This window comes from Kribbella sp. NPDC059898, from assembly GCF_042730855.1.
GTDB lineage: Bacteria > Actinomycetota > Actinomycetes > Propionibacteriales > Kribbellaceae > Kribbella.
Genome location: NZ_JBHWKR010000022.1, coordinates 68,600 through 90,200 on the forward strand (window position 1 = coordinate 68,600; position 21,601 = coordinate 90,200).

Here is a 21,601-nt window from a genome sequence, read left to right on the forward strand (position 1 = left end):
GCTATCGGTTCTCGCGAAAGTCCTGCGGACCGTTGTTGTAGATCTGGCCAGAACCCGTGTTGATCGGGCCGGTCGGATCAGTGATGATCGAATGCACCGTCCCGCTGATCGCGCCGATACCGCCTCGCCGGTTCCGGCTCCGGTCGACTGACCGCCCGGCAGCGGGGTCCGCCGTAGGCGACGAGTCGCCGGGCGCCTTTCTGTCAGCGCCCGGCGCATCGGGATCCGTGCGGAACCCGCTGGTGAGCAGGTCACCCGACGGCGCCGGCACCCGGAGATAGGCCTCGCCCTGGTATCGCTTGACCTGCACAGGCGCGGCGACGTACAGGTCTGGGCTCTCCTCGGTGTAGCCGGTGAGTACGGCGTCCTCGAACGCTCGCGCGGAAACGATGGCCGCAACGCGAGTCACCTCAGCCGATCTGGCGAGCAGGTCGCGTACCGGGTCGCTGTCCAGGAGCCGATGCAGCTCGACCCGAGCCGCACCGGCGCCGTCGGACACCGCGTTCGCGCCGGAGTCGGTCACTGGTCCGACGCTGACGCTGACCCGCATGCGGATCGGCGACAGCCCTGCGTCGGCCAGCGTTCGGCTGCGGTCGGTGAGTTCGTCCTGGAGGGAGCCGAGGAACGGGTTCAGGAGGAACGGGAGGCGTTCTGCGGGCAGGCCGATGGCGTATCCGTCGCCAGTCGAGTCGGAGAAGGAGATCTCTGTCCAGAGGGTCGCGAGCGCACAGCGGGCAAACGCGCTCTGCAGGATCTCCGGGATGACGGCGTTCAGGTGTGCATGGTGCCGACCGGGCGCGCCGCTGTAGTCCTTCATGTCGACGACCAGCATCGAGCGGTACGGCGGCAGCGGGCTGACTCCGGGGCCGGGGCGTTGTGGTCTGGTCATGAAAGTAACCTCCAAGTTGGTTGGCGGGTTCCGGTGACACCAGCGTCCCGGGATCGGATCAGCCCGTTTGTCCGGAATCGGACAGTGCGGGCGTGAGCTGAGGCACGCAGCGGTCAGAGACCGGCGAGTTCGCCGAGCCGTTTGAGGTCTGCGACAACGAGGTGCGGCCCAGGAGCGAGCGCCCCAGCTGCCCGAAGCTTGCCGAGTTGCTCGGCTACCGTGCTGCGAGCCAAACCCAGCGATCCCGACAGGTCCTCTTGCGTGAACGGGACACGTTCTGGGTCCGGCAGACCCGGAGGCGCCGCGCGGACAACGTCGTACAGGAGCCGTGCAATGCGCCGTACGGCCGGTCGGTGGGCAAGGTCGACCTGGCGGTGCACAGCCTGGCCGAACTTGATCCGCTGATACTGATCGAGAACGTCGCGCAGGTGGTGGTCGCGGACAAAGCGGTCAAAGATCGGTCGGGAGAAGTAGTGCGCGGTACAGCGATCGATCGCCTCGACGTCTGCCGTACGACGACCAGACTCGTCGCCGGCGAGTTCACCGAGCAGGTGGCCGCTGCCACGAACGGTGAGCATGAGCCGTGCGCCGTCCTCGGCATGCGCAAGGAGCTTCACGCGGCCATGCTCAAGCGCGTAGACGAAGCCGCCCGGCCCGCCCTGGCGGAGGATTGTGCGTCCGGGGTGGAAGCTGCGAAGGGACCCGCGAGCGAGCAGCTCTCGCCACAGCACCGCACCGATCAGATCGCTGAACGAGTCGTGCCGTGCATCAGCCATCGTCGCCCCCGCCGCCACCGAACGTCCAATTTCGCCACGGAAAGCCTCACATAGATCACTAACCGTGGTCGGGCGGTGCGTGTCGGGTTAGCCGGTGAGGGAGCGGAGGGCTTGGCGGGAGGGGGTTAGGAGGACCGGTTTGTAGGGGCAGCGTTGGTCGGTGAGGGTTTCGTAGGCCTTGATGGCTCGGGTGGCGGCGTCCCAGCCTTGTTCGGCGGGGGTGCGGCCCAGGCCCCGGTTGCGGACCAGGGCGCCGTAGAAGGCGGAGCAGAAGACGGTGGCCTCGTACCAGCCGATGACGTTGCTGGTGCCGATGTAGGTGATGTCGTCCTGGATGCAGTCGCGGATGGCGCGCTGCCACTTGCCGATGCCGGTCTTGCAGCCGTCGGCGATCACGACGCCGCTGGCGATGCCCCACTGGTGGTCGAGGAACCAGTCGGCCAGGGACTTCAGCGAGACCTGGGTCTCGCCGTCGGTGGAGAGGAAGGACGGCTCCTCGCTGTGATCACCGTGTGCCATCACGTGCAGGACCGTCGAGGGGGTGGTGAGGGCTGAGAAGGCGGTCTCGTGGTCCCGGGTCCGGACGAAGTTCACGTCGAGGTACGGGCGGTCCCAGCCGGCGTTGATGTTGCCGGTGATGCCCTGCACGAAGGTCATCGACGCGTCGAACGAACTGTCCAGACCAAGGTCCACCAGAGTGATCAGGCGATTCTTCACAAGCCCACCCCTCCAACGCTTTTCAGCAAATCCTCACGACCCGCGGAACCCATCATGAACCACACCTCCGACAGTTCGCGCGGGGGTATCGCCAGGGTGAGACGGCCGTACGTCGTACGGCCGGAAACCGTGGGTGCGGACCGTGATCGGCCTACGGTGGCAAGGCAGCGCACGCCGAAGGAGGACACGGATGAGCCATGTGCCGACAGTCACACTGAGTGACGGAACCGCGATGCGAGGCGGGGCTGAAGGCCGCCGCTGACTCGGACAGGTCAGGCCACTAGACGCACCGCGGCCCCCGGGGGAAGTGGGAAGTTCCCGGGGGCCGTAGTGCGATCAGCTACTGGTCAGCTGCAGCCGGAGGTGCTGCCGCAGCCTTCGCAGACGTAGCAGGAGCCGCTCGGGCGCATCTTCGTGCCGCAGGTGAAGCAGAGCGGGGCGTCGACCGACGTACCGGTGATCAGCTCCAGCATCTCCGCGGTCGTGTGGGCCTCGCCCTTGACCGGCTTGGCGGCGGCCGCGTCGACCGGCTTCTCGACCGTGTCGGCGGCGTCCGCCACCGGCTCGACCGTCTTCAGCGACTCGGCCTCGGACACCTCGACCGGGACCGGCTCGTACGAACCGGTGTCGAGCTGCCGGGACCGCTCGTCCGCCGAGTAGATGCCCAGGGCCGCCCGCTCGTCGAACGGCAGGTGGTCCAGCGCCAGCCGGCGGAAGATGTAGTCCATGATCGACTGCGCCATCCGGACATCCGGGTCGTCGGTCAGACCGGCCGGCTCGAACTTCAGGTTGGTGAACTTCTGGACGTAGGTCTCCAGCGGTACGCCGTGCTGGAGGGCGATCGAGATCGCGATCGAGAACGCGTCCATCACACCGGCGAGCGTCGAACCCTGCTTGCCCATCTTCAGGAAGACCTCGCCCAGACCGTCGTCCGGGTAGGAGCCGGCGGTCATGTACCCCTCGGCGCCACCGACGGTGAACGACGTGGTCCGGGACGGGCGCGACTTCGGCAGGCGCTTGCGGGTCGGCCGGTACTCGATGATCTTCTCGACGATCTTCTCGGCGACGGCAGCCTCGGCCTCGACGGCCTCGGCGGACTTCTTCGCCTTCGCGTCCGCCAGCGGCTGGCCGACCTTGCAGTTGTCGCGGTAGACCGCGAGCGCCTTCAGGCCGAGCTTCCAGCCCTGGAAGTAGACGTCGGCGATCTCCTCGACCGTCGCGGTCTCCGGCAGGTTCACGGTTTTCGAGATCGCGCCGGACAGGAACGGCTGCGCGGCCGCCATCATCCGGACGTGGCCCATCGGCTTGATGGCCCGCTCACCCATCGCGGTGTCGAAGATCTCGTAGTGCTCCGGCTTCAGGCCCGGGGCGTCGACGACGTGGCCGTTCTCGGCGATGTACTCGACGATCGCCTCGATGGTCTCCTCGGTGTAGCCGTACTGCCGCAGCGCCCGCGGGACGGTCTGGTTGACGATCTGCATCGAGCCGCCGCCGACCAGCTTCTTGAACTTGACCAGCGAGAAGTCCGGCTCGATGCCGGTGGTGTCGCAGTCCATCATGAAGCCGATGGTGCCGGTCGGCGCGAGCACCGAGGCCTGCGCGTTCCGCCAGCCGTTCTTGGCGCCGATCTTCAGTACGCCGTCCCACGCCGCGGTGGCGTGCTCCTGGACGTCCTTGTCGATCTCGTGCACGGTGCGGATCGCGTCGTTCGCCGCGGCGTGCTTGCGCATCACCCGGGTGTGCGCGTCCTTGTTCCGCTCGAAGCCGTCGTACGCGCCGACGATGCCGGCCAGCTCCGCCGAACGCTTGTACGACGTACCGGTCATCAGCGAGGTGATAGCGCCCGCCAGTGCGCGACCACCGTCGGAGTCGTACGCGTGCCCGGTCGCCATCAGCAGCGCGCCGAGGTTCGCGTACCCGATGCCGAGCTGCCGGTACGCGCGGGTGGTGACGCCGATCGCCTCGGTCGGGAAGTCCGCGAAGCAGATCGAGATGTCCATCGCGGTGATGATCAGCTCGACCGCCTGGACGAACTTCTTCGAGTCGAAGAGGTCGTCGTCGCGGAGGAACTTCATCAGGTTCAGCGAGGCCAGGTTGCAGGACGAGTTGTCCAGGTGCATGTACTCCGAGCACGGGTTGGACGCGGTGATCCGGCCCGTCTCCGGCGTGGTGTGCCAGTCGTTGATCGTGTCGTCGTACTGCAGGCCCGGGTCGGCGCAGGCCCACGCCGCCTGGGAGATCTTGTCGAACAGGTTCCGCGCGTCGACCGTCTCGATCACCGAGTTGTCCAGCCGCGCCCGCAGCCCGAACTCGCCCTTCTCCTCGACCGCGCGCATGAACTCGTCCGAAACCCGGACCGAGTTGTTCGCGTTCTGGTACTGCACCGAGGTGATGTCGCGACCGCCGAGGTCCATGTCGAAGCCCGCGTCCCGCAGGACCCGGATCTTCTCCTCCTCGCGCATCTTGGTGTCGACGAACTCCTCGATGTCGGGGTGGTCGACGTCCAGCACGACCATCTTCGCGGCCCGCCGGGTGGCGCCGCCGGACTTGATCGTGCCGGCCGACGCGTCCGCGCCGCGCATGAAGCTGACCGGGCCGGACGCGGTGCCGCCGGAGGACTGGAGCAGTTCCTTCGAGGAGCGGATCCGGGACAGGTTCAGGCCGGCGCCGGAGCCGCCCTTGAAGATCAGGCCCTCTTCCTTGTACCAGTTCAGGATCGACTCCATCGAGTCGTCCACGGCAAGGATGAAGCAGGCCGACACCTGCTGCGGCGAGGACGTACCGACGTTGAACCAGACGGGCGAGTTGAAGCTGAAGTACTGGTGCAGGAGCAGCCAGGTGATCTCCTGCTCGAACACCTCCGCATCGGCCGGAGTGGTGAAGTAGCCGTGCTCCTCACCGGCCTTGCGGTACGTCTTCACGACCCGGTCGAGCAGCTGCTTGAGGCTCCACTCGCGGTTGTCGTGGCTGACCGCGCCGCGGAAGTACTTCGTGGTGACGATCGTGGAGGCGTTCACGCTCCAGAAGTCGGGGAACTCGACCCCGCGCTGCTCGAAGACGGTCTCGCCGGTCTTCCAGTTCTGCTGGACGACGTCGCGACGCTCCCACGTCACCTCGTCGTAGGGGTGCACGCCCTCGGTGCTGAATACGCGCTCGATGGTGAGTCCCGTGGGCGCGTTCTTCCGCCCGCGGAACCCGGCCGTCGACCGCTTGGTCGACCCCGAGTGGCCGGTCACCGTCTCTGTCATGGTTGCTCCTCGCCCTGTGTCTGCTACCGCGGTCTGTCGGGACCGCCCCGTTGGGTGCTGCTGGTTACTACCTGGAACTTCCGTTCCCCCGGTTTATGTCTGTTGGGCCGGCTGTGGCGGCTCGGTGCCCTGCGGCTCCTTCTCGGCCCGCAGCAGCGCGATCTCGGTCTCGAAGTCGTCGGCCGACTCGAACTGCCGGTAGACGCTCGCGAACCGCAGGTACGCGACCTCGTCCAGCTCCCGCAGCGGCCCGAGGATCGCAAGTCCGACCTCGTGCGCGGGAACCTCCGGCGAGCCGCCGCCCTTGAGCGCGTCCTCGACCTTCTGGCCGAGCCGTGCGAGCTGGTCGGCGTTCACCGGCCGGCCCTTGCACGCCTTGCCGACCCCGTTGATGACCTTCTCGCGACTGAACGGCTCGGTCGCGCCGGAGCGCTTCACGACCGTGAGCTGCATCTGCTCGACGGTGGTGAAGCGCTTCTCGCAGACCGGGCACTGCCGCCGGCGGCGGATCGCTCCGCCGTCCTCGGCCACCCTGCTGTCGACAACCCGGGAGTCGGCATGCCGGCAATACGGACAGTGCACGACGAATCACTTCCTCCCGTGGGCCATCCTGGGGATGGCATGTGGATCAGCCTGGGGACAACCTGTGTAGAACCTGTGTGCAACTAACCACTACCTGTGGAAAATTACACCCTTGTAACCACTACATCTAGGGATCCTAGATCCCTGCTCCGACAGTTTGCAAGCACGCTCCGATTGCCCGCGCGTGTCCCTTGTTCCAACACCCGCGCGACCCCGTGTACTCCCGCGTGGCGCCACCACGAAGGCCCCTCGGAAGCGCAAACTACGGCCTCTCCAGAACCTTCTCGCGGGCCTTCACACCCGGTGTCCGGAGGGTCACCGCGGCCAGTACGGCGCCTGCCGCCGCGATCACCGCGGCACCGGCGACCGCCGCCGAGTAACCGTCCGTCAACGCGACCACGTCCGTCAGCAGGTCGGCCCCGTTCGCGGCCGCGACCGCGGTCATCGCGGCCAGCCCGAGCGCCGAGCCGATCTGGTAGCTGGTGTTCACCAGACCCGACGCGAGCCCGCCCTCCTCCGGCCGCGCCGACGACAGCGCGATCCCGAGGCTCGGGATGAACGCCAGCGACATCCCGCCCGCCGCGAGCAGCGATCCCGGCAGTACGTCGACCCAGAACGAGCCGGTCGGCCGGATCAACGACAGTACGGCGAGCCCGGCCGTGAGGACCGCCAGACCGCCGACCAGCGTCCGCTTCGGGCCGGCCTTGGCGATCACCCGCGGCGCGACCACGATCATGCCGAGCATCGTCAGCGTGGTCATCGGCAGCAGCGCCGAGCCGCTCGGGAACGCCCCGAGGCCGAGCACCTGCTGCAGGTACAGGTTCAGGAAGAACCACATCGGGATCCACGCGGCGCCGAGCAGGAACTGCGCCAGGTTGGCCGCCGCGAGGTTCGGCGCACGGAAGATCCCGAGCCGCATCAACGGCTCGCGTCGCCTGGCCTGCACCGCCACGAACGCCACCAGCAGTACGACGGCCAGCGCGCCGACCAGCACCGTCGACGCCGTGCCCGCCTCCGGAGCACGCACGATCGCGTACACGCCCGCGGCCAGCCCGATCGTCACGGTCAGCGCACCGAACAGGTCGACCGATCCGGAGCGTGCCTCGGCCCGCGGCATCAGCGCCGGCGTGGCGGCCAGCGCGACCAGCGCGATCGGGATGTTCAGGTAGAACACCCACGGCCACGACAGGTACTCCGTGATCACGCCGCCGAGGAACACGCCCGCCGTACCTCCGGCCGGCGCGGCCGCGCCGTACAGGGCGATCGCCTTCGTCAGCTCCCGCGGGTTCGACCCGAAGAGCATCATCAGCAGGGTCAGCGCGGACGGTGCGATCAGCGCGGCGCCGACGCCCTGGACCGCGCGGCCGGCGAGCTCGGAGCCGGCACCGGTGGCGAGGCCCGCGACCAGCGAGCCGACGAGCAGCACGGCCCACCCGGCCGCGAACACGCGGCGCGCCCCGAGCAGGTCGGACAACCGGCCGCCGAGCAACAGCAGTCCCCCGAACGCGACGACGTACGCGTTGAACACCCACGACAGGTTGCCCGGCGCGAAGCCGAGCTCGGCCTGCATCTTCGGCAGCGCGACGCCGACGATCGAGGTGTCCATGATCACCATGAACTGCGCCGTGGCGATGACTGCCAGCGCCCACCACCGCCGGGACGCCTTGGTCTCACTCATTTCGAACTCCTTACCGGTATGGGGTATCGGCGGATACCATAGGGGGGTATCCACGGAAACACAAGACCGGTCCGTGGGCGGTAGGGTTCAACGGGAACCCGGGAGGATGTGGTGAGCGTGGCAGAACCGGCCGCTGAGCATGCGCAGCACGGTTACATCGGCGACAAGGACGCATACCTGCGGCGGCTGAAGCGGATCGAGGGGCAGGCCCGCGGGCTGCAGCGGATGGTCGAGGACGAGAAGTACTGCATCGACATCCTCACGCAGGTCTCGGCGATGACGAAGGCCCTCGAATCCGTCGCGCTGGGCCTGCTCGAGGACCACCTCGCGCACTGCGTCGTCGACGCCGCCGCGGCCGGCGGACCCGAGGCCGACGCGAAGATCAAGGAGGCGTCCGCCGCGATCGCCCGGCTGGTGCGTTCGTGACCACCCGGAAGCCGGTGGTGCTCGACGTCGACACCGGCCTGGACGACGCCTGTGCGCTGCTGCTCGCGGCCCGGCATCCCGATCTCGACCTGAAGGCGGTCACCTGCGCCGGCGGGAACGTCGGGATCGACGACGTCGTCCGCAACACGCTCACGGTGCTCGACGCCGCGGGCCGTCCGGACGTACCGGTCGGCCGCGGGGCCGCCGTACCGCTGATCCAGCCGGTGCGTCCGGCGCGGCACGTGCACGGCGAGGACGGGCTCGGGGACCTCGACTGGCCGCGGTCGACCCGGCCGACCGATCCGCGGCACGCGGTCGAGCTGCTGCGGGACGTACTGCGGGACGCGGCGGCGACGGGTGAGCTCGTCACGCTGATTCCGCTCGCCCCGATGACGAACATCGCACTGCTGCTGCGCACGTATCCCGAAGCCGCGGCCGGACTGCGGGAGATCGTCTTCATGGGCGGCTCGGCGGGCATCGGGAACGCGACGGCGTCCGCCGAGTTCAACGTCTGGAGCGATCCGGAGGCGACGGCGATCGTGCTGGCGGCGGCGAACGACCTCGGGATCACGGTCACCATGTACGGGCTGGACGTGTTCTACGACGTCGTGGTCACGCTCGAGCAGGCGCGCAAGCTGACCGGGTCGACGTCGGCGGAGCTGGCCCGCAAGCTGATCGAGAAGCGCAGCGAGCGGTACCAGTCGGACGGCGGAAGCATCGGCGACGGCGGCGCGGTCTGCGCGGTGATCGACCCGTCCGGGCTGACCACCGAGCGGCACCCGGTCCGCGTCGAACTGTCCGGCGGCTGGTCGCGCGGTCGGACCATCGTCGACACCCGAACCGCGTCCGACCAGGCGAACGACGTCCAGGGTCCGGCGCCGGTGATCCACGTCGCGACAGCGGTCGACGCCGAGCGGTACGCCGGCCTCTGGCTGACCACCGTCAGCTGACCAGCCGCCCGCGAACGCCGTACAGGAAGAGTCAGGCCGGCTAGTCCGGGATGGCTGGCGTGGAACCCACGAGCGGGGACCGTGGTTCCGGCCGATAATGGACCGTGACCGGATTCCGACCCACGTATCCCCTGCTGACCGAGCGGCTGGAGCTGCGGCCGCACCGGATGGACGACCTGGACGACCTGTTCGCGTTCCACTCGCGGCCGGAGGTGGTGCGGTACACGCCGTGGCCGGTACGGGACCGCGAGGAGACGCGGGTCGCACTGGAGCGGAAGCTGCCGCAGGGCGAGCTGACCGAGGTCGGCCAGTGGCTGGTCCTGGCGATCGAGTTGCGCGAGACCGGCACCGTGATCGGCGAGGTCCTGCTGAAGTGGGCGAGCGAGGCGGATCGCCAGGGCGAGATCGGGTTCGCGCTGCACACCGACTACCAGGGCAAGGGTCTCGCGGCGGAGGCGGCGCGGGAGATGCTGCGGGTGGGGTTCGAGGAACTCGGACTGCACCGGATCGTGGCGGTGCTCGACGACCGGAACACCGCGTCCGCCGGTTTGCTCGAACGGCTCGGGATGCGGCGCGAGGCACATCACCTGCAGGCGTTGCAGTTCAAGGGCGAGTGGGCGAACGAGTACGTGTACGCGCTGCTCGCGGACGAGTGGCGCGCCGGGCTCAGCCCGCGACCGGGATCTGCAGCGTCTGACCGGGGGTGATGTCGGCGGGGGTGGCGAGCTTGTTCAGGTTCGCGATCTTCTCGACGACGATCGTCGGGTCCTGGCCGGGGTTGGTGAACTCGGCGATCGACCAGAGCGTCTGACCGGGGGCGACCTGGACCGGGACGGTGTGGGTGAAGTGCGGGCCGGGCTCCAGCACGCCAGCAACCCGGAGGCCGAGGACCAGCACGGCGGCACCGAAGACCAGCACTGAGACCGCCGTCAGCAGCATCCGCCCGCGGCGGGTGAGGCGGAGGGTCGCCGGCTCGACGTGCACCCGGAGGCCCACCGCTTCACCGGCGCAGCCGCGCACCGGCATCCGGTCGGTGGTCGCACCCTCGATCCGGCGCCGGGCCGGCGCCACCTGGCGCTCCGCCGGGACGAGCTTGAGGTGTGGCTCGGCCTTCGTCGAGCGGCGCGGGGCCAGGGCGTCGGCCGCAACGGCTGCTGTGCTCATCAGTCCTCCAGACCTCGGTTGGTGCACGTTCTACGGTGTTGGTTCCTGTCTATCGGCCGCCTCCGACAGTTTCTGGAGAAGCAACCAGTCCGACCGATCCGAACACCTGTTCGATCGAACGTCTGTACGAATGATTAACCGACAGCCGCCCGTCGCGCAACCACTTCCAACCACGACACGCCCAGAAAATTCCTGACGCCGAAGCGGCCCGCGTACGCCCTATAACCCGACACCCGAACAAATTTGCGAACCGACACGCCTTCGAACAGATGTTTGAAGAATCTCAAGATTCGGTCTACCGTCGTCTCAGTCGAGCAAGCATTCGGCCGGTGCGGGTTCGCCGGCCCGACCCGAGGAGCAATCAGCGTGGACAAGGCAGCGGGCAAGTCGTCGGGCAAGCCGGCCAAGGACGCCGACCGGACCGTCGCCGAGCTTCCCGACGGCCCGGCCGACGCGACCGGTCTGACGCCGCGGCAGCGCCGCGTGCTGGACGTGATCCGGGACTCGGTGGACAGCCGCGGCTACCCGCCCTCGATGCGGGAGATCGGCGAGCGGGTCGGGCTGACCAGCTCCTCCTCGGTGTCGCACCAGCTCCGCGTGCTGGAGCAGAAGGGCCTGCTCCGCCGCGACCCGAACCGTCCGCGCGCGATCGAGGTCCGCTACCCCGGCGAGGTGGACGCGGCGGCCCGCCGGTCGGCACTCGGCCCGGTGCGGCAGACGGCGTACGACGAGACCGGTGCCGGTGACGCGCACCCGGACGCGGCGTACGTGCCGGTGGTCGGCCGGATCGCCGCCGGTGGCCCGATCCTTGCCGAGCAGGAGATCGAGGAGGTCTTCCCGTTGCCCAAGGCAATGGTCGGCGAGGGCACGCTGTTCATGCTGAAGGTCAAGGGCGAGTCGATGATCGAGGCGGCGATCTGCGACGGCGACTGGGTCGTCGTCCGGCAGCAGCCGACCGCGGAGAACGGCGACATCGTGGCCGCGATGATCGACGGCGAGGCCACCGTGAAGACGTTCAAGAAGACCAAGAACGAGATCTGGCTGCTGCCGCACAACCCCGCCTTCGAGCCGATCGACGGCAAGGACGCGACCATTCTCGGAAAGGTCGTAACAGTTCTGCGCCGAGTCTGACATATCGGACGGCGAGCGAAGTCCGGCGTGACGTGTCAGCATTGAGTCATGACGACTGTCTATGACTTCAGCGCGCGGCGGATCGAAGGCAATGAACAGTCTCTTGCCGATTTCCGCGATCAGGTGCTGCTGGTGGTGAACGTGGCATCGCAGTGCGCCCAGACCCCGCAGTACACCGGCCTGCAGAAGCTCTACCGGACCTACCGCCGGCAGGGCTTCGCAGTGCTCGGTTTCCCCTGTGACCAGTTCGGCCATCAGGAGCCCGGCGACGAGAACGAGATCGCGAACTTCTGCTCGACGATCTACCACGTCACGTTCCCGATGTTCGCCAAGATCGACGTGAACGGGTCGAAGACGATCCCGTTGTACAACTGGTTGAAGCGCGAGCAGGGCGGCCTGCTCGGCGGCCGGGTCAAGTGGAACTTCACCAAGTTCCTGGTCGGCCGCGACGGCGGTGTGATCGCCCGCTACGCGCCCACCCACGCGCCCGAGAAGCTGGCCGACAAGATCGAGGCCGCACTCGCCGTTCCGGCACCGTCGCCGAAAACGAACGACTGACATTCGTCAATTCCTGCGACAGTTGAACAGCAATTGTCGCAGCGGCGCGCGCTATTCTCCGCATTCCGAACAATTCGGGGTCGGCTGCATGTCGTGAAATGTATTCAGGTGCGGTCCAGAAGGACCGAATCCGGGTCGATGTCGAGCCGAAGACCGCGCCACACCGGGTGCCGCAGCCGGCCGTCGCCGCCCCACCCGGAGAACGTCACCTCGGCGACCAGGACCGGGTCGAGCCAGTGCGCCCGGCGCCGGTCGGTCAGCGGGATCGTCGCCGGGTCGAACGCGGGCCGGTCGACCTCGAGACCGGTCAGCTCGGCGCTCAGCATGTCCAGGGTCGCGAAGTCCAGGCCGGAGCCGACCTTGCCGATCAGCACCAGCTCGTCGCCGTCGTACGCGCCGCAGTAGAACGAGCCGATCTTGCCTTCCCGGTTGCCCTCCCCCGGATGCCAGCCGCAGAGGATCACGTCGCGGGTCCGCACCGGCTTGATCTTGATCCAGTCGGAACTCCGCTTGCCGGGCAGGTACCGCGACTTGCGGCGCTTCGCGACGACGCCCTCGAGCCCTTGTTCCGCGGAGAGTTCGAGCGCCGCGGCCCCGTCGGTCAGCGCCGGCGGGATCTCCCAGAACGGGTCGCCGATGTCGAGCGAGTCGAGCAGCCCGCGACGGTCGTCGTACGTTGCCTCGAGCAACCACTTGCCGTCGAAGCGGAGCACGTCGAAGAGCCGCACCGACACCGGCACCTCGGTGATCAGGTGCCGGAGCTGACGCGGGTCGCGGACGTGCATCCGTCGCTGCAGCAGGCCGAACGACGGCGCCCCGTGCTCGTCGAGCGTGACGATCTCCCCGTCCAGTACGGCGGGCAGCCGCAGGCCGGCGGCCTCCGCCAGGCCGATCAGCTCCGGGTATCCGCCGGACACGTCGTGGCTGTTCCGCGACCACAGCCGGCAGACGCCGTCGTCGACGTCGGCGATCACCCGGATGCCGTCCCATTTCAGCTCGTACGACCAGCCCGCGCCGGACGGCAGCTCGCCCAGCGACGCCATCATCGGCAGCACCGGCGGGCCGGTCACAGGGCTCATGAGGACTGCAGTCGTTTCAGCGCGCCGAGCACCTTCTCCCGGTCGGCGGTCGGCCACATCGGCGGCAGCGAGGCGCGCAGGAACCCGCCGTACCGCTGGGTGACGATCCGCGGGTCGAGGATCGCGACCACGCCGCGGTCGGTGCTGCGGCGGATCAGCCGGCCGGTGCCCTGGGCGAGCAGCAGGCCCGCGTGCGTCGCGGCGACCGACATGAACCCGTTGCCGCCGGCCTCGTCGACCGCGCGCTGCCGGGCCGCCATCAGCGGCTCGTCCGGCCGCGGGAACGGGATCCGGTCGATGATCACCAGGTTGCAGGTGGATCCGGGGACGTCGATCCCCTGCCACAGCGACAGCGTGCCGAACAGCGACGTCTCCGGGTCCTCGACGAACTCGCGGGCCAGCTCGCCGAGCTGCGCGTCGCCCTGGCAGAGCACCTTCAGCTCCGTCGCCTCGCGGACGGCGGCAGTCGCGGCCTCGGCGGCGCGGCGGGAGGAGAACAGCCCGAGCGTCCGGCCGCCGGCCGCGGTGATCAGGTCGACGATCTCCTCGAACTGCTTCTTCCCGAGCCCGTCGCGGTGCGGCGCCGGCAGGTGCTTGGCGACATACAGGATCGCCTGCTTCTCGTACTCGAACGGGGAGCCGACGTCGAGGCCGCGCCACGGCAGCGGGCCGCGCTCGTCGGCCTCGTCGAGGTCCGGCATCTCGGCGTCGTCGTCGAGCCTGTCAGCGGGTTTCAGCCCGACCTGGCGGGCGATCGCGTCGAAGTCGCCGCCGAGCGTCAGCGTCGCGGACGTGAGCACCGCTGTACGGTCCCGGAGGACCAGCTCGCGGAGCAGGCCGGCGACGGTCAGCGGGGCGATCCGGAGCTCGCGGCCGAACCGGTCCCGGTCGATCATCCAGACCACGTCGGCGTCGCTCAGCGCGGCGACCCGCTCGGCGACGTCGAAGATCTCCTTGACCGCACCCTTGGACTGCCGCTTGGCGCCGTCCGGGTCGTCGTCCTTGTCGTCGGACTTCTTGTTCAGGTCCGAGTACAGCCCGCGGGCCGCGTCACGGACCAGGCCGGCGGCCTCCAGGACGGCGGTGTTGGCCGGCTCGATCCGGCCCTCGCGGGTGCCGTCGAGGGCGGCCCGGAGCGCGTCCGAGGCGTCGATCAGGTCGTCGGCCTTGTCGTCGTCGACGAACCGGCGGGCCCGCCTGGCGGCCCGCTCCACCAGCTGCGGGGACAACTCGTCGCCGGCCGCGCCGGTCACCCGGGCGGGCAGCTCGTGCGCCTCGTCGACGATGATCACGTCGTGCTCGGGCAGGACGGTCCGGTTCTCGAAGGCGTCGATCGAGAGCAGCGCGTGGTTGGTGATGACGATGTCGGCCTTGCGGGCGTGCTCCTTGGCCTTCTCGGCGAAACACTCCTCGCCGTACGGGCACTTCTGCGCGCCGAGGCACTCGCGCGCGGCGATCGCGACCTGCTGCCAGGCCTGGTACTGGTGCGACGGTGCGTGGTCCCGGTCACCGGCCTCGCCGTCCGCGAGCTGCTGCTCGGCCCAGTCGCGCAGCTCGACCACCTGCCGGCCGACCTCGCCGGCCGGCGGCACGTCGACGAGCATGCCGTCGTCGTCCGGCGCTCCCTCGCGGATCCGGTGCAGGCAGGCGTAGTTGTTCCGGCCCTTTTGGATCGCGTACTTCGGCCGCCGCGGCAGCAGCTTCTCGGTCGCGTCGAGCAGCGCCGGTACGTCGCGGTCGACGAGCTGGGACTGCAACGCCAGCGTCGCCGTCGAGACCACCACCCGGCGGTCCTCGATCGCGTGCACGAGCGCGGGCACGAGGTACCCCAGTGACTTGCCGGTGCCGGTGCCCGCCTGGACGAGCAGGTGCGACCCCTCGTGCATCGCGGTGTCGACGGCCTGCGCCATCTCCACCTGCCCGGGCCGGGTCTGTCCGGCGATCCCGGACACGGCAGCTTCCAGCAGTTCTCGCACATCAACACCCACCGCCACACCCTAGCCCGGAGGGCGGACAGATTTCCCTCCGGCGAGCGGGGTTGTGGATAACCTAGACGACCGCGCCGCGGTCCGGCTGGGCGTCGCGGTCGACCTGCGCGCGCTTCGGGCGCGGCGGCGGGGCCGGGTAGCGGCGTTCCAGCTCGAGCAGCAGCGGTGCGGCGGTCAGGTTCGAGGAGTACGTGCCGACGAGGATGCCGAGCAGTAGCGCGAGCGCGAAGTCGGCCAGCGAGTCGCCGCCGAGGAACAGCAGCGCGGCCAGGATGAACAGCGTCGAGATACCGGTGTTGATGGTCCGCGGCAGCACGTTGACGATCGCGGTGTCGATGGTGGTGCCCAGGTTGCCGGTCGCGCGGGCGCTGCGGGTCTCGCGGATCCGGTCGAAGACCACGACCGAGTCGTTCACCGTGTACCCGATGATCGTCAGGATCGCGGCCAGGAAGATGCCGTCGATCGGCTTCCCGGTCCAGGCGAAGATCCCGACGACGACCGCGACGTTCTGCAGCAACGCCAGGACGGCGCCGGCACCGAACGTCCAGCGGAACCGTACGGCGAGGTACGCGAGCTGGGCGAGCAACGCGATGCCGAGCGCGATCAGGCCCTTGTTCCGCAGTTCCTTGCCGAGCGACGGGCCGATGCTCTCGTTCCGGATCACCTCGGTGTCGCCGGCGGTCCGGGAGATCGACTCGCGGATCTTCTCCGCCTCGTCGTCGCTGATCGTCCCGGTCCGGACGGTGAAGTCATCGGTACCTGACGCCTGGACGACGGCGGTCGGGTAGCCCGCCTCGGCGACCGCGGCGCGCGCCTGGTCCGGCGTGATCCGCTGCGCCGTACTCACCTCGAGCAGCCGGCCGCCGGTGAACTCGATGCCGAGGTTCAGGCCGCGGACCGCGACACCGGCGACGCTGACCACGATCGCAACCGCGGTGATCACCAGCCAGCGCTTGCTGTGCTTCATGAGTGCGGGCTGCCGGGCTTCCAGCCAGGTACGGACGCGACCGTGACCGGCGATCCCGCTGAGCCCGGGACGCCGCAGGACGAACCCGCGCGAGACCACGAACTCGGCGAACACGCGGGTCACCACCAGCGCGGACAGCATGGACGCGATCACACCGATCGACAGCGTGACGCCGAAGCCGCGGACCGGGCCGGCGGCCAGGAAGAACAGCAGGCCGGCGGCGAGCAGCGTGGTGATGTTGGAGTCGGCGATCGCGGACAGCGCGTTCTGGAAACCGCTGCGCAGCGAACGCCGGAGACCGTCGGTGCGGCCGGCGATGTAGTCCTCGCGGGCGCGTTCGAAGACCAGGACGTTCGCGTCGACCGCCATACCGATCGCGAGGACGAAACCCGCCAGGCCGGGCAGGGTGAGGGTGGCGCCGATCGCGGTCAGGGCGGCGTACGAGATCGCGGAGTACCCGATCAGGCCGAGGACCGCCATCAGGCCGACCAGGCGGTAGACCACGATGATGAACAGTGCCGTCAGCGCGAGGCCGATGATCGCGGCGAGCGCGCTGGCCTGGATCGCGTCCTGCCCGAGGGACGGGCCGACCGTGCGCTGGTCGATCACCTCGACCGGTACGGGCAGCGCGCCGCCGGAGATCAGTGCGGCGAGGTCCTTCGCCTCTTCCTCGGTGAACGAGCCGGAGATCGTCGTCGTACCGCCGGAGATGCCCAGGTTGCAGAGCTGGCTGCCACCGTTCGGGTCGACCTGCGGGGCACTGATCACCTCGTTGTCGAGCACGATCGCGATCAGGCGCTGCGGCGTACCGACCGGGTTACAGGCCGCCTTGCCGGTGATGTTCGCCCAGGTCTTGCCGCCGTTGCCCTTGAACTTCATCTCGACGAACCAGCCCTGCCCGACCTGCTGCGGGTCGAGCATCCCCTCGGCACCACTGACCAGCTCACCGGTCATCGCGGGCTTCGCGAGGCGCAGGAAGCCTTGGCCCTGATCGGGCGGCAGGTAGGTCTCACCGGCCGCTGGTTTGGCCGGCTTGGCCGCCACCTGGTCGAGGACCTCGTGGAACGTCAGCTGGGCGGTCTTGCCGATCACCTTCGCGGCCTCGCGCGGGTCCTGGACACCGGGGAGCTCGACGATGATCCGGTTCTCACCCTGCCGGGTGACGTTCGGCTCGCTCACCCCCAGCGCGTCGATCCGCCGGTGGAGCACCTGCGTCGCCTTGTCGGTGGTCTCCTTGGTCGCCTTCACCGTCGGCGAATCCTTCGCCTCCAGCACAATCTGCGTCCCACCGCGCAGGTCGAGACCGAGTTGTGGTTTGGCGGTCAGCGTGACGTACGTCGACGCCGCCAGCACCAGGAACGCGAGCAGAGCACGGACAAGGGACGACCGGTTCACCGAAGCCTCCGGAGGTGGGCACCCAAGGTAAAGGTGTCATGACACAGAGCATCCACGCAGCCGTGGAACGCCCAGTGTACGAACGCCCCACAATCACACAAGCGACCGTGTCGCAACCGTAACAGTCCTCCCAGCTCCGCCGAGTCGCGGAGCATGCGGGGCTTTACTCGCTCAGGCCGTGTTCGATGGCGTAGCGGACGAGTTCCGCGCGGTTGTGGAGTTGGAGTTTGCGGAGGGTGTTTTGGACGTGGTTCTCGACCGTGCGGTGGGAGAGGACCAGGCGGGTGGCGATCTGCTTGGCAGTCAGGCCTCGGGCTACCAGGCGGAGGACTTCCGTCTCGCGGTCGGTGAGTTGAGGAACCTCCGGACCGGTCCCACCCAGCCGGCGGTACTCCCCCAGCAGCAACCCCGCCAGCCCGGCGCTGAAGATCGCGTCGCCTTCCGCGGTACGTCGTACGGCGTCGTCGAACTCGTCCAGCGACGCGGACTTCACCAAGTAGCCGGACGCCCCGTTCTTGACCGCGGCGAGTACGTCGTCCTGCTCGGCGCTCGCGGACAGCACCAGTACGCGCGTGTCGGGCAGCGCCGTGGTGATCTCCCGGGTCGCGTCGACCCCGGATCCGGTGCCGAGCTGCAGATCCATCACCACCACGTCCGGCCGCGTCGCCAGTGCGATCTTCACGGCGGACGCGACGTCCGAGGCGGTCGCGCACACGTCGTACCCGCGGCTGCCCAGGTCTCGGGCGACGCCTTCGCGCCACATCGGATGGTCGTCCACGATCATGACCCGCGTCATATTTTCAGCTCCCATTCGGTTCCTTCGCCGGGGGCGGTGCGGACGGTGACGGTGCCGCCGAGGTCGGTGATGCGGCCGCGGATCGACTGGCTGACGCCCAGGTGGCCGTCGACGCGGGCCTGTTCGAGGCGGGCGGGCGTCGTACCGAGGCCGTCGTCCCGGATCGACACCGCGACCTCCTCCCCCAGCTCCTCCACGACCACCCAGGCCCGGGCATCCGCGCCGGCGTGCTTGGTCACGTTGCTCAGCGCTTCCTTGACCGCGGCAACCAGTTCCGCGGCTGTCGCCGCAGGCAACAAGACCTGACCGGCCGGTACGACGACGTCCACGCGCGTTGTGGCCAACGGCAACAGCAGCCCGCACAGGTCCACCCGGTCGCCGTCCGAGCCGACGGCGGGGCGCGTGGACATCAAGGTGCGCAGGGCAACCTCTTGTTCGGCGGCCAGTTCGGCGAGTTCGAGCGCCTCGCCGCCGATCGCCGTACCGCGCCGCTGGACCTGCGCCAGCACCTGCAGTACGCCGTCGTGGATCGACCGGCTGAGCCGCAGCCTTTCCGCCGTCGCGCCCTCCGCGGTGATCGCCGACCGCAGCCGCTCCCCCGCCTGACGCATCGTGGTGGCGGCGTACCCGACCACCAGCCCGGCTACCAGCAGCAACTGCACGTTGCTGAGGATCTTCGGCACGTGATCCACGCCGCGCAGCGACAGCAACGCGAGGCTGATCGTGACTGCTCCGAGCAGCCCGCCGTCCCGCCCGCGCGAGATCGCGAGCGCGAGCACCGGCCCGGCCGCCCACACCGACGTCAGCACCGAGGCACCCGCACGGATGTCGAGCAACGGCTGCGCCCAGAGCGTCGCGTACATGCAGCCGACCGTGACGATCAGGTCCGCGAACGCGAGCCGCGTGTTCCGCCGTCCCCAGCGGATGCTGTAGCCGTACGACGAGATCAGCGTCCACACGCCCATCACCGCGAGCTGCAGCACCGCGCCGTACGGCCGGACGATGCCGTCCCACCGGGTCCACACGCCGAGGCAGGCGAACACCCAGGTGAGCACCCGGAAGACGACCAGCGCACGCCACAACGGCTGCAGCAGGTCGACGGTCGGGCGCTCCACGCGGAACAGTCTGCCAAGCCCGGCCTCGCCCACGCGTGAGCCCTTCTACTCAGCGATGCAGGTTTCCCCGCCCATTCACAGGTTTTGCTCAGTTTCCACTTCAGCTCGCCGGATTTTCCCCGTACTCTCGCTGCAATTCACGCTCGGGGGAGCATCGATCACACAGCGTCATCACACACGGAGGGGAATCGTGCGCAAGCTACCCGCCGGGCTGTTCAGCCTGGCCCTGGCGGCGACGACCGGGCTCGGCATCACCGCCGCCTCGGCCGGGAACGCCGCCACACCGCCCACGTCAGGGTCGGCGCCGATCGCCGGCGAAGCTGCCCCGGCGCCCGACGAGCTGTCCAGCCCGCTCGAGGACAAGCGGCGTGAGCTGCGGCAGGAGGCGCTGACCAAGGTCATCAACGGGCAGGCCACCCCGGAGCAGCGCAACGGCAGTACGGTCGTCAACCTCGGCGCGAAGGCGGCCGGTGCGAAGGGCACCAAGAACGCCAAGGGCAAGGTCGACCAGTACGTCGAGCTGTCCCGCGAGAAGACCGACCGGATCTTCGTCGTACTCGCGGAGTTCGGCAACGAGCGGCACCCGAACTACCCCGACCAGGACACGTCGCCGGCCACGCCCGGCCCGGCGCGGTTCGACGGACCGGTGCGCAACCAGATCCCGGCTCCGGACCGCTCGGTCGACAACTCGACCGTCTGGCAGGCCGACTACAGCCGGCAGCACTACCAGGACATGTACTTCGGCACCGGCAACTCGCTGAAGAGCTACTACGAGAAGCAGTCGTCCGGCCGCTACTCGGTGTCCGGTGAGGTCACCGACTGGGTCAAGGTCAAGTACAACGAGGCCCGCTACGGCCGGTCGAACGGCTACCCGTGCGCCGGAAACGTCTGCAGCAACACCTGGAACCTGATCCAGGACGCGGTCAACCAGTGGGTCGCCGACCAGGAGGCCAAGGGCCGGACGAAGGCCGAGATCACCGCGGACCTGAAGTCGTTCGACCAGTGGGACCGCTACGACTACGACGGCGACGGCAACTTCAACGAGCCGGACGGCTACATCGACCACTTCCAGATCGTGCACGCCGGCGGCGACCAGGCCGACGGCGACCCGTGGCAGGGCGAGGACGCGATCTGGTCGCACCGCTGGTAGGACTGGTGGAGCGGTCAGGGCAACAACTTCACGCACACGATGAGCCGCCAGGTCACGCTGCCGGCCGGTCAGCCCGCGAGCCTCACGTTCCAGGCCAACTGGGACATCGAGGACTGCGGTCCGGACGCCTGTGACTACGCCTACGTCGACGTGAACGACGGCTCCGGCGCGAAGCCGATCAAGGGCAACATCACCAAGGATGCCGAAGGCAACGGGATCGACGGCAAGAGCAACGGCTGGAAGCCGGCCACGTTCGACCTGTCGGCGTACGCCGGCAAGACGATCACGCTGCAGTTCCGCTACGCCACCGACCCGGCGTCCGGCGGGTTCGGGTTCTTCGCCGACGACATCAAGGTGACGTCGGGTTCCACCACGGTGCTCGACTCCGGCGCGGAGACCTCGCCGGACGGCTGGACGCTGAACGGGTTCAGTTCGGTCGGGTCGTCGTACACGAGCCAGCACGACAACTACTACCTGGCGTCGAACATCAACTACGTCGACCACGACAAGTTCCTGCAGACCGGCCCGTACAACTTCGGCTGGCTGAACACGCTGGGCGACAAGGTCGAGCACTTCCCGTACCAGGACGGTCTGCTGATCTGGTACTGGGACACCTCGCAGTCGGACAACAACACCAGCACCCACCCCGGGTCCGGCCTGGTCCTCCCGATCGACGCGCACCCGGTGCCGATCAACCGGATCGACGGCACCCTGTGGCGGCCGCGCGTGTCGGCGTACGACGCGACGTTCGGCCTCGAGCGGGCGGACTCGTTCACCCTGCACGTCAACGGGCAGGCGAGCTACGTCCGCGGCCAGAACGCCGTACCGACGTTCAACGACAGCAAGTCGTACTGGTCGGCAGATCTGCCGGCGAGCAGCGTCAAGGTCCCGAACAACGGCGTCAACATCAAGGTCCTCGCGAAGACCGGCACCTCGATGAAGGTCCAGGTCAGCAAGCGCAAGTGATGCCTTGACCAACCAGTGGCCCGGGA

At 68.8% G+C, this 21,601-nt stretch carries 18 protein-coding genes and 1 pseudogene; 7 read left to right on the plus strand and 12 right to left on the minus strand.

Annotation, left to right across the window (positions count from 1 at the left end; all coding sequences use genetic code 11):
- Position 1 precedes the first annotated feature (1 nt).
- The 6 genes from ACFV9C_RS40775 to ACFV9C_RS40800 form a co-directional block, all read right to left on the minus strand.
- Positions 2–889 carry a hypothetical protein gene (locus ACFV9C_RS40775; protein ID WP_380202675.1) on the minus strand — a complete coding sequence of 296 codons (888 nt, stop codon included), beginning with the start codon at positions 887–889 and terminating at the stop codon, positions 2–4.
- Positions 890–1,002: 113 nt separating this feature from the next.
- Positions 1,003–1,665 (minus strand): Crp/Fnr family transcriptional regulator, encoded by a 663-nt coding sequence (locus ACFV9C_RS40780; RefSeq protein WP_380202677.1) that lies wholly within the window; start codon positions 1,663–1,665, stop codon positions 1,003–1,005.
- Positions 1,666–1,752: 87 nt separating this feature from the next.
- Complete coding sequence (locus ACFV9C_RS40785) at positions 1,753–2,382, minus strand: hypothetical protein (protein ID WP_380202679.1); 630 nt, start codon at positions 2,380–2,382, stop codon at positions 1,753–1,755.
- A gap of 347 nt (positions 2,383–2,729) precedes the next feature.
- Positions 2,730–5,630: a vitamin B12-dependent ribonucleotide reductase gene (locus ACFV9C_RS40790; protein ID WP_380202681.1), complete on the minus strand. Its 2,901-nt coding sequence runs from the start codon at positions 5,628–5,630 to the stop codon at positions 2,730–2,732.
- Between the two features lie 93 nt (positions 5,631–5,723).
- Positions 5,724–6,212 carry a transcriptional regulator NrdR gene (gene nrdR / locus ACFV9C_RS40795; RefSeq protein WP_209694268.1) on the minus strand — a complete coding sequence of 163 codons (489 nt, stop codon included), beginning with the start codon at positions 6,210–6,212 and terminating at the stop codon, positions 5,724–5,726.
- A 262-nt stretch (positions 6,213–6,474) separates the two neighbouring features.
- Complete coding sequence (locus tag ACFV9C_RS40800) at positions 6,475–7,890, minus strand: MFS transporter (protein ID WP_380202684.1); 1,416 nt, start codon at positions 7,888–7,890, stop codon at positions 6,475–6,477.
- A 111-nt stretch (positions 7,891–8,001) separates the two neighbouring features.
- Between ACFV9C_RS40800 and ACFV9C_RS40805 the strand changes: the two genes are divergently transcribed.
- The 3 genes from ACFV9C_RS40805 (at position 8,002) to ACFV9C_RS40815 (ending at position 9,973) form a co-directional block, all read left to right on the plus strand.
- A complete protein-coding gene (locus tag ACFV9C_RS40805) occupies positions 8,002–8,316 on the plus strand; it encodes a metal-sensitive transcriptional regulator (RefSeq protein ID WP_380202686.1) in 315 nt (104 codons plus the stop codon).
- Positions 8,313–9,266 (plus strand): nucleoside hydrolase, encoded by a 954-nt coding sequence (locus ACFV9C_RS40810; RefSeq protein WP_380202688.1) that lies wholly within the window; start codon positions 8,313–8,315, stop codon positions 9,264–9,266. The genes ACFV9C_RS40805 and ACFV9C_RS40810 overlap by 4 nt, the downstream gene beginning before the upstream one ends.
- 104 nt (positions 9,267–9,370) lie before the next feature.
- On the plus strand, positions 9,371–9,973 hold the full coding sequence (locus tag ACFV9C_RS40815) for a GNAT family N-acetyltransferase (RefSeq protein ID WP_380202690.1): 603 nt from the start codon (positions 9,371–9,373) through the stop codon (positions 9,971–9,973).
- Here the strand turns inward: ACFV9C_RS40815 and ACFV9C_RS40820 are convergent.
- The gene (locus ACFV9C_RS40820) at positions 9,933–10,430 is read right to left on the minus strand and encodes a LysM peptidoglycan-binding domain-containing protein (RefSeq protein WP_380202692.1); all 498 of its coding nucleotides are present in this window, start codon (positions 10,428–10,430) and stop codon (positions 9,933–9,935) included. The two genes, ACFV9C_RS40815 and ACFV9C_RS40820, sit on opposite strands and share 41 nt — an antisense overlap.
- 366 nt (positions 10,431–10,796) lie before the next feature.
- Between ACFV9C_RS40820 and lexA the strand changes: the two genes are divergently transcribed.
- Positions 10,797–11,561, plus strand: a complete 765-nt coding sequence (lexA, locus tag ACFV9C_RS40825) for a transcriptional repressor LexA (protein ID WP_380202694.1) — start codon at positions 10,797–10,799, stop codon at positions 11,559–11,561.
- A 48-nt stretch (positions 11,562–11,609) separates the two neighbouring features.
- Positions 11,610–12,119, plus strand: coding sequence for a glutathione peroxidase (locus ACFV9C_RS40830; RefSeq protein WP_380202696.1), 510 nt, complete (start codon positions 11,610–11,612; stop codon positions 12,117–12,119).
- Positions 12,120–12,223: 104 nt separating this feature from the next.
- Here ACFV9C_RS40830 and ligD read toward each other — a convergent pair whose 3' ends face one another.
- From ligD to macS, 5 genes are all read right to left on the minus strand, one after another.
- Positions 12,224–13,198 (minus strand): non-homologous end-joining DNA ligase, encoded by a 975-nt coding sequence (gene ligD, locus ACFV9C_RS40835; protein WP_380202698.1) that lies wholly within the window; start codon positions 13,196–13,198, stop codon positions 12,224–12,226.
- A complete protein-coding gene (locus ACFV9C_RS40840; protein ID WP_380202700.1) occupies positions 13,195–15,192 on the minus strand; it encodes an ATP-dependent DNA helicase in 1,998 nt (665 codons plus the stop codon). The genes ligD and ACFV9C_RS40840 overlap by 4 nt, the downstream gene beginning before the upstream one ends.
- 55 nt (positions 15,193–15,247) lie before the next feature.
- The gene (gene secD, locus ACFV9C_RS40845) at positions 15,248–17,548 is read right to left on the minus strand and encodes a protein translocase subunit SecD (RefSeq protein WP_380202702.1); all 2,301 of its coding nucleotides are present in this window, start codon (positions 17,546–17,548) and stop codon (positions 15,248–15,250) included.
- 163 nt (positions 17,549–17,711) lie between these two features.
- Positions 17,712–18,344 carry a response regulator gene (locus ACFV9C_RS40850; protein WP_380202704.1) on the minus strand — a complete coding sequence of 211 codons (633 nt, stop codon included), beginning with the start codon at positions 18,342–18,344 and terminating at the stop codon, positions 17,712–17,714.
- Entirely contained in the window at positions 18,341–19,459 is a 1,119-nt protein-coding gene (macS, locus tag ACFV9C_RS40855; RefSeq protein ID WP_380202706.1) for a MacS family sensor histidine kinase, read from the minus strand. Before macS ends, ACFV9C_RS40850 begins: the two co-directional genes overlap by 4 nt.
- A 190-nt stretch (positions 19,460–19,649) precedes the next feature.
- Here macS and ACFV9C_RS40860 point away from each other — a divergent pair, with 190 nt between their 5' ends.
- A complete protein-coding gene (locus tag ACFV9C_RS40860) occupies positions 19,650–20,609 on the plus strand; it encodes an immune inhibitor A domain-containing protein (RefSeq protein ID WP_380202708.1) in 960 nt (319 codons plus the stop codon).
- A 15-nt stretch (positions 20,610–20,624) separates the two neighbouring features.
- Positions 20,625–21,575 (plus strand): annotated as a pseudogene (locus ACFV9C_RS40865) (protease); the annotation flags it as partial.
- Positions 21,576–21,601: the final 26 nt, after the last annotated feature.

Excerpts from the sequence above, each read along its gene's own strand:
- ACFV9C_RS40775 (WP_380202675.1), bottom strand. The coding sequence starts at position 889 with ATGACCAGACCACAACGCCCCGGCCCCGGAGTCAGCCCGCTGCCGCCG.
- ACFV9C_RS40780 (WP_380202677.1), bottom strand. The coding sequence starts at position 1,665 with ATGGCTGATGCACGGCACGACTCGTTCAGCGATCTGATCGGTGCGGTG.
- ACFV9C_RS40790 (WP_380202681.1), bottom strand. The coding sequence starts at position 5,630 with ATGACAGAGACGGTGACCGGCCACTCGGGGTCGACCAAGCGGTCGACG.
- ACFV9C_RS40800 (WP_380202684.1), bottom strand. The coding sequence starts at position 7,890 with ATGAGTGAGACCAAGGCGTCCCGGCGGTGGTGGGCGCTGGCAGTCATC.
- ACFV9C_RS40820 (WP_380202692.1), bottom strand. The coding sequence starts at position 10,430 with ATGAGCACAGCAGCCGTTGCGGCCGACGCCCTGGCCCCGCGCCGCTCG.
- ACFV9C_RS40830 (WP_380202696.1), top strand. The coding sequence starts at position 11,610 with ATGACGACTGTCTATGACTTCAGCGCGCGGCGGATCGAAGGCAATGAA.
- ligD (WP_380202698.1), bottom strand. The coding sequence starts at position 13,198 with ATGAGCCCTGTGACCGGCCCGCCGGTGCTGCCGATGATGGCGTCGCTG.
- ACFV9C_RS40850 (WP_380202704.1), bottom strand. The coding sequence starts at position 18,344 with ATGACGCGGGTCATGATCGTGGACGACCATCCGATGTGGCGCGAAGGC.